9 protein-coding genes are annotated in these 11,586 nt (G+C 71.8%); 6 read left to right on the top strand and 3 right to left on the bottom strand.

Annotated features, from left to right (window positions below; translation table 11 throughout):
• The first annotated feature begins 359 nt into the window (after positions 1 to 359).
• Positions 360 to 2,405, top strand: a complete 2,046-nt coding sequence (locus tag ACWDRR_RS43315) for a hypothetical protein (RefSeq protein WP_449777848.1) — start codon at positions 360 to 362, stop codon at positions 2,403 to 2,405.
• A gap of 685 nt (positions 2,406 to 3,090) precedes the next feature.
• Entirely contained in the window at positions 3,091 to 4,467 is a 1,377-nt protein-coding gene (locus ACWDRR_RS43310; RefSeq protein WP_449777847.1) for a glucose-6-phosphate dehydrogenase, read from the top strand.
• A gap of 39 nt (positions 4,468 to 4,506) precedes the next feature.
• Here ACWDRR_RS43310 and ACWDRR_RS43305 read toward each other — a convergent pair whose 3' ends face one another.
• A complete protein-coding gene (locus ACWDRR_RS43305; protein WP_449777846.1) occupies positions 4,507 to 6,036 on the bottom strand; it encodes an MFS transporter in 1,530 nt (509 codons plus the stop codon).
• 239 nt (positions 6,037 to 6,275) lie between these two features.
• Between ACWDRR_RS43305 and ACWDRR_RS43300 the strand changes: the two genes are divergently transcribed.
• From ACWDRR_RS43300 to ACWDRR_RS43290, 3 genes are all read left to right on the top strand, one after another.
• Positions 6,276 to 7,175 (top strand): MarR family winged helix-turn-helix transcriptional regulator, encoded by a 900-nt coding sequence (locus ACWDRR_RS43300; protein WP_449777845.1) that lies wholly within the window; start codon positions 6,276 to 6,278, stop codon positions 7,173 to 7,175.
• A gap of 930 nt (positions 7,176 to 8,105) precedes the next feature.
• The gene (locus ACWDRR_RS43295; RefSeq protein ID WP_380451477.1) at positions 8,106 to 8,324 is read left to right on the top strand and encodes a ferredoxin; all 219 of its coding nucleotides are present in this window, start codon (positions 8,106 to 8,108) and stop codon (positions 8,322 to 8,324) included.
• 90 nt (positions 8,325 to 8,414) lie between these two features.
• Positions 8,415 to 9,620, top strand: coding sequence for a cytochrome P450 (locus tag ACWDRR_RS43290; RefSeq protein WP_449777844.1), 1,206 nt, complete (start codon positions 8,415 to 8,417; stop codon positions 9,618 to 9,620).
• Between the two features lie 71 nt (positions 9,621 to 9,691).
• Here the strand turns inward: ACWDRR_RS43290 and ACWDRR_RS43285 are convergent, their stop codons facing one another.
• Positions 9,692 to 9,940 carry a hypothetical protein gene (locus ACWDRR_RS43285; RefSeq protein WP_449777843.1) on the bottom strand — a complete coding sequence of 83 codons (249 nt, stop codon included), beginning with the start codon at positions 9,938 to 9,940 and terminating at the stop codon, positions 9,692 to 9,694.
• A gap of 194 nt (positions 9,941 to 10,134) precedes the next feature.
• Between ACWDRR_RS43285 and ACWDRR_RS43280 the strand changes: the two genes are divergently transcribed.
• Entirely contained in the window at positions 10,135 to 10,941 is an 807-nt protein-coding gene (locus tag ACWDRR_RS43280) for a class I SAM-dependent methyltransferase (RefSeq protein WP_449777849.1), read from the top strand.
• A gap of 217 nt (positions 10,942 to 11,158) precedes the next feature.
• On the opposite strand, the gene ACWDRR_RS43275 is transcribed toward ACWDRR_RS43280, so the two are convergent.
• A complete protein-coding gene (locus tag ACWDRR_RS43275; RefSeq protein WP_449777842.1) occupies positions 11,159 to 11,452 on the bottom strand; it encodes a hypothetical protein in 294 nt (97 codons plus the stop codon).
• Between the last annotated feature and the right edge of the window lie 134 nt (positions 11,453 to 11,586).

Genomic DNA, 11,586 nt, shown 5'->3' with positions numbered 1-11,586 from the left:
ATGTCGCTGAGGGACTTCAGCGGGCGGTTGCCGGCTCCGGCCGGCCGGCCGGAGACCCGGCGACCGTCCGGGTAGCGGAGGGTCGCCAACTCCCATGCCCACCAATGGGGTTGAGCGCCTGATGACCTTGCCGGCCTCCGCGGTTCCGGCCATACGGGGATCGGTTCGGGCCAGCTCCATCGGTTCGCCGAGCCCGGACGGATCGCGGCTCCTTACTGTCGATGGGTCAGTCAGCACCTGTTCTCGGGCGGAACACGCGGCCTCGAAAGGCCGGAACGGCACCTGGCGGCAACACCCTGGCCTCCACTGCGCGTCCGCCGCCCGGACGGTGTGCAACTCCGAGGTGGGGAGTCCGCGCTGTGCCGTCCTTGCTGAACTACCAGATCATGACGGATCCGACGTCGCTCCAGGCGTCGTCCGACGGGGCACCGTCCGTGGGGACGATCTACGTGATCGTCTCCAACACCCATCAGGAGGAGGTGAGCTGGAGGTACATCGACGTGGGGATCCCGATCGGCCCCGACCCCGACCGCCTGACCGACGACCGTCCGGCGATCACGCCGAGCGTCACCACGACGTACAACACGCCCTGGGACACGCAGGATCCGAAGTTCGAGTGGGACGACGACGAGGGCGTCTTCCGAGCCCAGCATTCGGCGTGGCCGGGGAAGAAGCTGACCTTCCCGGGCCAGCAGTCGATCACCCTGAAGCTGGCGAACATCCCCGTCACCCGGGGCGGCGGCCCGGTCCTCCTGACGATCCGCGAGCGGACCGGCGGCGGCGACCAGCAGGCGGGCATGCCGACGGACTCCTTCGTCACCACGCTCGCGGTGGTGAAGCAGACGCCGAAGGTCCCACGCAACTTCCGCCCCACGCGCGCCCTGCTGGAGGAGGGCGCGCAGGTCGAACTCAAGTGGGACGGGCCCAGCAACCTCGACTACTGGATCCGCTTCCCGGACGGGCAGACGCAGCAGGTCGCCCAGGCGGGCGCGGCCACCCCGGCGGTCGACCAGCCCTACACCTGGCCCGCCCCCGGTTCCGACCCGGTCCCCGTCCCCAAGCGCGGCACCACGTACACCCTGATCGCCGGCACGAGCATCGGCGGGCAGGCGCAGCACGGGTACTTCCTCACCACCACCGTCCACGCCCTCGTCCCCGAGTTCGAGAGCGGGACGCGCACCCCGTGGATCGAGGGGACCGCGGACAAGGGCCGGGTCACCTTCACGACGGACGGTGTCAAGGTCGACGACCAGAACCACGCCCTGGGGACGGTCCTGGCCAAGACGGCCGACGTGCTCGATGTGCGGGCCGGCTCGGTGAAGGGGCGGACCTCCGACTCCGGCTGGATCGACTTCCCCGACACCGGCATCGACGTCTACCACGGCCTCAACAAGGACCTGGGCGTCGTCACCGCCGACCGCGCCGACGTGAGCGGCGTCAACACCCAGTGGGTCGGCGACCGCGCCGCCGGCAGCGGCTGGCTCGAATTCCCCAAGACCGGCGCCATCCTCCACAAGGACGGCACCCACGACCTCGGCACCCTGACCGCCGACAAGGCCGACCTGAACGGCCTCAACACCCAGTGGGTCGGCGACCGCGACCACGACAACGGCTGGCTCACGTTCCCCCGGGCCGGCATCAACGTCCACAAGGACGGCGGCCAGGAATGGGGCACCATCGCCGCCGACAAGGCCGACCTCAACGGCATCAACACCAAATGGGTCCAAGGCCGCGCCACCACCGACGGCTGGATCGAGTTCCCCACCTCCGGCGTCCGCGTCTACCGCGACGGCGGACACGACCTCGGCACCCTGACCGCCGACAAGGCCGACCTGAACGGCCTCAACACCCTGTGGGTCGGCGACCGCGACCACGACAACGGCTGGCTCGCATTCCCCCGGGCCGGCATCAACGTCCACAAGGACGGCGGCCAGGAATGGGGCACCATCGCCGCCGACAAGGCCGACCTCAACGGCATCAACACCAAATGGGTCCAAGGCCGCGCCACCACCGACGGCTGGATCGAGTTCCCCACCTCCGGCGTCCGCGTCTACCGCGACGGCGGACACGACCTCGGCGACCTGACCGCCGACAAGGCCAACGTCAATGAGCTGCACGCCGGCGAAGGGCACGTGAAGGGCCTCCTCACCGTCGGCGGAGGGATGCAGCTCAGCCACGACGGTGAGCGGATGTTCGTCACCATGCCGGACCGGATCCTGTTCTTCGGGATCAACGAGTTCAAGAAGTGGGTGTCCTTCGAGCGGGGCGTCACGGTCGCCTTCGGCAAGGGCAACGTCTCGATGACCAAGGACAACGGGATGCTGGTCAGCGGCAGCAACGTGCAGATCCAGCAGGGGACGCTCTCCATCTCCACCGGCAACCCCCCGAAGGTCAGGGAGCTCTAGCCCGGTACCCCGCGGCCTCCGCCCGGCCACGGCGAGGAGCCGTGGTCCCGAGCAGGCCGGTCCGAACCCGCTCGCACGGCGAGGTTTGCCGCACGCGATCGCGGTCAGAAGTACGGCAGGACGTCGCGCTCCCCGACCAGGCCATCCCCCCGGCCGGCCGGGATCCCCGCCCGGCGTCCGTGCGGTCCTCGGGCCGCCGCCATCCCCCCGGCGGCGGCCCAGGGCCTGCCCCCGCCCGGCCGTCGGGCGCCGTCCGGCCGGAGGTTTCCGTGATCCCGGCGCCGACCGGCACGCGAACCCGGCAGGATCGGCCGAGTCGCAGCGGCACCCGGCACGGCGGGCACCCCGAGCGCACCGGAGTGCACCCGGGGAGGAATGCCGCCCCACGACCTGGATCGCCGTGTGAGCAGATCGACACTATGGGTTATATCGTCCCTTTCATGAGCAATCGTCTAGCTGAGCGGGTCCGGGTCCACGCGGTGGACCTCGACGGTGGTCCCACCGACACCGCCCCGGCGCCGGCCGGGCAGCGGACGAAGCCCCCGGGCGCCCACCCGTGGTCACGGGCCGATGCCCGCGGCCCCGGCGGCCCCGCGCCGGAGCACGAGGCCCGCGTCGGCGGCGGAACAGCGGCCGGTCCCCGCCGGCCGTCCGGGCGCGGATCCGTGCGACGGGTGGCGCAGCGGTGACCGCCGATGCCCTGGTGATCTTCGGAATCACCGGCGACCTCGCCCGCAAGATGACCTTCCGGTCGCTCTACCGCCTGGAGGCGGCCGGACTCCTGGACTGCCCGATCATCGGCGTGGCGCTGGACGACTGGTCGCACGACCACCTGGTCTCCGCCCTGCGCGAAGCCCTGCGGACGGCGGGCGAGACCGTGGCGGACGAGCCCTTCGAGCGGCTCGCCCGGCGGCTGTCCTACCTGCGGGGCGACTTCACCGACCCGGCCACCTACCGGGCGCTGAGCGATCTGCTGAAGGACGCCGGGAAGCCGCTCTTCTACCTGGAGATCCCGCCCTCGCTGTTCGCCCCGGTCGTCGAGGCCCTGGCCGCGGCCGACCTCACCGCGCACGCCACGGTGATGCTGGAGAAGCCCTTCGGCCACGACCTGGCCTCCGCCCGGGCCCTCAACGCGCGGCTCCACCGGGTGCTGGCCGAGGAACAGATCCTGCGCATCGACCACTTCCTCGGCAAGCAGCCCGTCCTGGACATCCAGTTCCTGCGGTTCGCCAACGCGCTCCTCGAACCGGTGTGGAACCGCGACCACGTGGCGGCCGTGCAGATCACCATGGCCGAGGACTTCGGCGTCGAGGACCGCGGAGCGTTCTACGACCCGGTGGGCGCGCTGCGCGACGTCGTCCAGAACCACCTCCTGCAGGTGCTCGCCCTGATCGCGATGGAGGCACCGGTCGGCCCCGGGTCCGACGCGCTGTGGGACCGGAGGGTCGACGTCTTCCGGGCCATGGCCGACGTCGATCCGGCGCACTGCCTGCGCGGCCAGTACGAGGGCTACCTGGACGTCCCCGGCGTCAAGCCCGGCTCGGTGACCGAGACCTACGTCGAGCTCGGTCTGGAGGTGGACAACTGGCGGTGGAGCGGGGTGCCGTTCTTCATCAGGGCCGGCAAGGCGCTGGCCGCCAGGGCCACCGAAGTGCGGGTGCTCTTCAAGCGCCCGCCCCGGCTCGTCTTCCTGGACGAGCCCGCGCACCCCGACGCCAATGAGCTGGTCCTGCGGATCGACCCCGACCCGGGCCTTCGGCTCAGCATGCTCTCGAAGGAGGCATCCGGTCAGTCGACCAGGAGCGTCCACCTGAGCCTGTCCTTCGCCGCCGAGCTCGGCAAGCCCCCCGAGCCCTACGAGCGGCTCCTCAGCGACGCGCTGACCGGCAACCGGTCGCTGTTCACCCGCCAGGACGCCGTCGAGGAGACTTGGCGGGTGATCCAGCCGCTGGTGGAGCACCCGCCCGCGCCGGTGTCCTACGAGCGGGGATCCTGGGGGCCGGTGCGGGACCTCGGCCGCACGTCCTGGCAGGTGCCCTGGCTCTCGAGCCCCCACGGCTAGGGCCTGTCTTCAGGTGGGGACGACGACGGCAGGTGACGGTCACCGGGCGGCGGGCACGAGGTCGCCCGCTTCCTCGTCGTCGTCGACGGCGTCGTGGCGGGCGAGGCGGCTGGCGGGCAGGAACAACCCGGCCGCGGCAGCGAGCAGGTAGCCGCCGACGCAGACCAGGGCGGCCGCGAGCAGGGCGGTCCTCATGACGGTGGGGTCGTAGCCGTCGTGGGTCCGGCCGAAGAAGACCACGCCGGTCACCGCGACACCGAGGGCCGCGCCGAACTGCTGGAAGGTGCTGTAGACGCCCGAGGCGGCGCCCGCGTCGCGGACGTCGACGGTGGCGAGCGCCAGGTCCACCAGCGGTACCACCAGGAAACCGAGGCCCAGGCCCGCGAGGGCGAGCGGCCACAGCAGGTCCCAGCCGGACAGGTGCGCGCCCTGGGCTTCGACGACCTGGCGCGCCCAGGCGATGCCGCCGGCCTGCATCAGGGCCCCGGCGATCACCAGCGGCTTGCCGATCCTCGGGGCGAGCGGCACCGACACGGCGGAGCCCACGAACGCGCCCGCGGTGAAGGGCAGCAGCGTCAGGCCTGACGCGATGGCGGAGAAGTGCAGGCCGATCTGCAGGTAGAGGGCGAGGATCAGGAAGAAGCCGGCCATCGCGGCGGAGAAGCACAGCTGGACGGTGCTGCCGGAGGTGAAGCCCCGGTCGGCGAACAGGCGCATCGGCACCAACGGCGAACCACCGCGGCGCATCCGGCGCCGCTGGTTCAGCACGAACACGCCCAGCACGAGCGGGGAGGCGGCGAGCATCGCCCGGATCCAGACCGGCCAGCCGGCCTCACGGCCCTCGACCAGCGGGAAGACCAGCAGGAACAGACCGGCGGAGGCCAGCAGCAGGCCGGGGACGTCCAGGCGCAGCGGGTGGGCCGAGCGGGTGTCGGGCACGAGGCGCCGGGCGGCGGCGAGCAGGGCGAGGCCGACGGGGATGTTGATGACGAAGATGCTGCGCCAGCCGATGCCGAAGGCGTCGGCGGACACCAGCCAGCCGCCGAGGAGGGGGCCCGCGACGGCGGCCATACCGGAGACGGCCCCGATGACGCCGAGGACCGCCGCGCGTTCCTTCGGCCTGTAGAGGGCCTGCACGGAGGCGAGGACCTGGGGGACCATGCACGCGGCGAAGGCGCCCTGGACGACGCGGGCCGCGACCAGCATGTCGCCGTTCCGGGCGAGGGCGGCCGCCAGGGAGGAGGCGGTGAAGCCGGCCACGCCGGTGAGGAACATCGTCCTGCGCCCGACGATGTCGCCCAGCCGCCCGCCGGTGATCAGGACGACCGCGAAGGCCAGCGTGTAGCCGCCGACGACCCATTCGAGGTGGCCGGGGGTGGCGTGGATGTCCTCCTGGACGGCGGGGAGGCCGACGTTGACGATGGTGGTGTCGAGCAGGTCCATGAAGGACGCGACGATCAGGACGAACATCGCCAGACCGCGGCGGCGGTGGACGGGCAGGGCGTCCGGGGACGCGGCGGCGGCGGGCGTCCGCGGGCCGGCGGGCATGGGAGTGCGGTGTTTGGACATGGCCTTCTTCGATCGTTCGGGACGGATGCCGTAAGGCCCGGGCGGAAGCGACGGGCGCGGCTTGCGATGCGGTTGGCCGCCGTCGCGCTACGACGACAGGCGGTAGGCGTGGTCCGTTGCGGCCACGGGAGGTTCGGCGGCGGTCATGGCAGGGCCGGCACGACGAACTATTTCGTTCGGGCGAAGGAAGCATATCAAGTAGTTCGATGCGCCGAAACAGTTTTGCTAGCCTTGGAGTCATGACGACCACCGACCAGCCCTCGCGCGATGAGCTGATGACCCGGCTCCACACGGCCGGGCGGGAGCTCAGCACGGCCGCGGTCATGTTCCACAGCGCGCTCGCGCAGTTGCACGGTCTGAGCGGTACCGAGGAGAAGGCCATCGACCTGCTCCAGCGGTTCGGCCCGCTGACCGCGCGCGAACTCGGCGAGCACGCGGGCCTGGCGCCGGCCTCGATCACCGGGCTGGTCGACCGGCTCCAGCGCAAGGGCTTCGCCCGGCGGATCCCCAACCCCTCCGACGGTCGCAGCGTGCTCATCCAGGCCGCCGAAGGCTCCACCGACGCCCTCGTCCCGCACTTCGACCACTTTCTGAGCGGCATGGACGGGCTCTGCGCGCGCTTCAGCGACGCCGAGCTCGCCACGATCGTGGACTTCCTGGGTTCCAGCGCCGCGATCCAGCGCGAGGCGACCGCACGGCTGACCGCCTCGCAGCCGGGCGCCCGGGCCACCGGCGGCGAGACGGCCCTGACCCGCAGCCAGAAGCTCACCGTCCAGACGGCGGCCCACGGCGTCGTCAGCCTGATGGCCGCCGCCGACCCCGGTCCGTTCTCGTCCGCCAGGGCGGGCATGGCCGCGGGGAAGGCCCTCGGCTCCGCCACCGGGCTGACCGGCCGCGTCCTGGCCGAGAAGCCCCGGGGCATGAAACTCGGCAAGTCCACCGCCGACATCGCCGACCAGGTCTTCCCCGCCCTCGCCGCGTCCGTCGCGCTGCTCGGGGAGATCGACCCGGCCGAGGCCGAGAACTTCCGCTCCGTCATCCAGGTCGCGGTGGAGTCCGCGATGAAGACCCGCACCGGCGCGAGCCCCGCCATGAGCGCCATGGCCGCCAAGATCGGCGCGGCCCTCGACACCGTCTGACAGCGCCGCCGGGCACGGGTCACGCCGTGCAGGATCAGCTCTCCCGACGCCCTGTCAGACCTCGCGGCGACCGGACGAGGGCGCGTCGACCATGGCAGCGGGAGACTCCCCCGGCCGCCGTCCGCGAACGCCCAGGCGACCACGGCCTGCCCCGGATCGCACTCGGTGGCCCAGAGGTCCGCGGACGTAGTCCCGCGCACGTCGCCGGGGTTCCACCCGCGCGCACCGGGTTCCGATCCGCAGGAGAGGATCCCCACGTTCGTGATCCCACACGTTTCCTGATGCATGCCCGCTCACATCGGCGCATTGTCCGGAGGGCCCGAACCACCTGCGGCCTGGTCACCCGTTGGTGGGACGATCCGCGACCCCCAGGTCCGCAACGCCACACTCCCCACCACCCCCAGGCCCCTGACCGGCGGAGCTGGAGAAGTACTGCTGGAGTACCAGGTTCCGTCCGCGCGATCATGAGCGGAGCCGGATGACCGGTGCGGCGACAGTGACCGTGCCGAGGAAGATGCACACGCGCTCGGTGCCGGCCCGGCCGAAACTGGTCGTCGAGGTCGCCTTCGACGGCCTCCGGCGCAGCCCCCGCCACCCGGTCGGACCGGCCCTGCGGTTCCGCCCGAGTGGTGCGCTACCGGCCGCACGAGAGCGCCGCCGAGGCCGACACGGTGCCCTCCGTAGGGGAGTTGGCCACCGCCGAGGGTTGTGAGGCCGTCCGCGCGGCCGGGTCCTCCGACCCGCCCGGCGAAGTACCGCGGGCTGAAACGCATGGCACCGCAAGGCGGGTTCACCTACAGGGGCCGAATCAGCCATTCTCGATCCGGCCACCGTACTCCTCCGTAAACGGACCAGCGATGGCTAGGTTGACCGTGACAACGAGAGGCGGCCGCCGGGCAGACGGCGCCACCCTGGCGAAAGGTGCCCGACATGCAGGTGAGCGTCGACCGGGACCGTTGCTGCAGCTCCGGCATGTGCGTGACGAACGCCCCCGCGGTCTTCGACCAGGACGACCGGGACAGTCTCGTGAGGCTCCGTCAGACCGTCCTGCTGCCCGAGCAGTTCGACGACGTCAGACTCGCCTCCGAGCTCTGCCCGGGCCGGGCGATCACCGTCACCGGGGACGAGCCCGCGCGGACCGGGGCCTGACGGACCCCCGCCGCGGCCCCGCAGGCCGCCGGGAACCTTTCCGCGCCCCGAACCCCACGAGAACACCCGCGACGTGAGGAGACCCCCGCCGTGACCACCGCACCCACCACCCCCGTCCTCCCACTGCCGGCCCGGCACTCCGGCGGCTGCCCGTTCGGCCCGCCGCCCGCGTACCCCGAGGCCGCCGCCACCGGGCCGGTGACCAGGGCCGAGCTGCCCGACGGCGACCTCTGCTGGCTGGTCACCGGCTTCGCCGAGGTCCGCACCGTGCTGTCCGACCGCCGGTTCAGTGCCGACATACGCCACCCGGCCTTCCCGCTGCTGGTCGCCGGCGCTCGCGAGCTGATCACCGACAACCCGGACTTCCTGCGGCTCGACGACCCCGAGCACGCCCGCCAACGCCGCATGCTCACCGGGGAGTTCCTGGTCAAGCGGGTGGAGGCGCTGCGCCCGGAGATCCAGCGGATCGTGGACGAGGCACTGGACCGGATGACCGCGGGCCGGACCACGGCCGATCTGGTCACCGACTTCGCGCTGCCGGTGCCCTCGCTGGTGATCTGCCTGCTGCTCGGCGTGCCGTACGAGGACCACGACCGCTTCCAGAGCCTGAGCCGCACGATGCTCAACCGGGAGAGCACCGTGGAGCAGCTCCGGGAGGCCCAGGAGGGGGTCCTGGACTACCTGCGCGACCTGACGGCCCGCAAGCGCGCACAGCCGGAGGACGACGTCCTCAGCCGACTCGCGGCGCGGGACGACCTGACCCCGGACGACGCGGCCGCCATGGGCGTGCTGCTGCTGGTCGCCGGGCACGAGACGACCGCGAACATGATCGCGCTGTCTACCGCGCTGCTGCTGGAGCACCCCGAGCAGATCCCCGGCCTGGCCGACCCGGCCACCCTGCCGGGCGCGGTGGACGAGCTGTTGCGGCTGCTGACCATCGTGCACACCGGCCTGCCCCGGGTGGCGCTGGAGGACGTGGAGCTGGGCGGCGTCACCGTCCGGGCCGGGGAGGGCGTGATGGCGATGCTCTCCACCGCCAACCGGGACGAGGCGGTGTTCGGCGGCGCCGGCCATCGGGCGACGGACGAGCTGGACCTGTACCGGGACGCCCGGCGGCACGTGGCGTTCGGCTTCGGCGTGCACCAGTGCCTGGGCCAGCCGCTGGCCCGCGCCGAACTCCAGATCGCCCTGGAGACGCTGTTCCGCCGACTGCCGGGGCTGCGACCGGCCGGCGAGCGCGAGTTCCGCACCGAGTCGTTCATCTACGGGATGCGGTCACTGCCCGTGACCTGGTGAGCGGGGCCCAAGGGAGAACTCTCACCGGAGTACCGGGCGGAGTTGTCCGGGCGGTCATGTGCGGAGCCGGATCACCGGATGACGGGAGCGGCTGCGGTGACGGTGCCGAGGTGGACGTATCCGCGCTTGTCGTACCGGGTTGCGACCGCTCGGGCGTGCTTGAGCTTGTTGAGGGCCCGTCCGACGATGGTGCGCTTGGTGTACTGCTTCTCGTCGAAGGCCGGTGGGCACCCACCGCGTGAGCCTCTGCGCAGGCGGGCGGCCTGACTGTCCGCTCGGCCGGACAGCTCCGCGCTGACGGTCACGGCCGCTGCCCCCACTCACCCAAGGTAGACCGATTCCCACTGAAGTCTGATCGGATCTGCTGTTGTCGTGAGCAGGACTCGAGCGAGAAATCGCAGGCGCCGCCGAGGGGCGTCTCGTACCCTCGTCCTTACCGGTTCGCCGAACAGCCACTGAGGATTGTGTGAAGCACTTCGATCTCCACGCCAGGATTCCGTCGCTCGTGAAGACCATGGCCGCTGCCGACCACAGCCCGGACGCTCAGCTGATACAGACACGCCACCGTGCTTCACTCGTGGAGAGCTGGGACATCGAGCCCGGATCCACTGTTCTCGAACTGGGTTGCGGGCAGGGCGACATGACCGCCGTCCTCGCGGAGGCCGTCGGCCCCCGGGGACGCGTGGTGGCCGTCGATGTCGCCGATCCGAGCTACGGGGCGCCGGTCACGCTCGGGGAATCGGCGGCCCGGCTCGCGGCGGGCCCGCTCGGGTCACGCATCGACTTCCGCTTCAGCACGGATGTCCGCGACCTGTCGGTCGACTTCCCCTCCGACGCCTTCGACCACGTCGTGCTCGCCCACTGCTCCTGGTACTTCGCCTCACTCGGGCAACTGCGCGACACGCTGGCCCGGGTACGGCCCTGGGCGCGCCGGCTGTGGTTCACCGAGTGGGACCTGACGCCCTCCTGCGGCGACCAGCTGGCGCACCTGCTCGCAGTACTGATCCAGGGCCAGATCGAGGCCGCGGGCTCACACGGCGAGGGCAACATCCGCACGTCCTTCTCCCGCGAGGCGCTGCTGCGGCTCCTGCCCGAGACGGGCTGGACGGCGGACGGCGACGGGCCGGTCGACACCGGCGCACTCCAGGACGCGGACTGGGAGATCACCGCCTGTATCGACCTGATCACCGGAGGAGAACGGTTGGCCGCGCTGTCCGAACCGGTACGGCAACTCGTCCTCAGCCAGAGCGACGTCCTGCGGGCCGTCGCCGCACCGCACGACAACCGCCCGCTCGCCGCCTACTGGGTCACCGCACGCTGACGCGCCACCCCGGCCGGACCGTCGAACTTCGACGAGACCGGCCACGCTTCAGTCCGCGGCCGGGTCGGGGCAGCCGCCGCGATCGGCGGCTGCCCACCGCGCGGGCCGGCTCCTCCAACGTCAGCTCCACCCGCCGCCCCTCTTCCAGCCGGGCTCGCGCCACGTCGTCCCGGGACTCGTCCGCGCGGTCCGTAGAGGCTGGCCAGCCAGTGGAGTTTCAGCCGGACGCGCTGGACGACGGTTGAGCTGCCTCTTTCTCCTTCTTCTCGTGCTTCTGGTGGCAGGGGTAGCAGCGGCCGCCGGGGCGGCGGGTCCACGTGCCGTCGAGCTCGTAGTCGTAGGTGCTCTCCTCCTTCGGCACGTTGCCGCAGTCGGCGCAGGCGAGGGTGCGCATCAGCTCGCGGTGGGCCTGGCGGGCCTTCTCCTCGCGGGCTTCCTGGCGCTGATCGTAGGCCGGCGTGAACACCGCCGCGTGGCGACAACCGGCCGAACCGAGCCAACGCGTCGACATTGCCGGGGGCGTGTGAGGTGGTGTCGCGGCGGGGAAGTCGCGGACAGTCGAGGTCCGGAGCGGCAGCCGCCGCACGGCCACCCGTTCACCCTCCCGGGAAACTCGATGACGAGACTGCTTCTGGTCTTGATGCT

It is taken from the genome of Kitasatospora sp. NPDC003701 (assembly GCF_053587085.1).
This window is presented reverse-complemented; position numbering and strand designations above follow the sequence as displayed.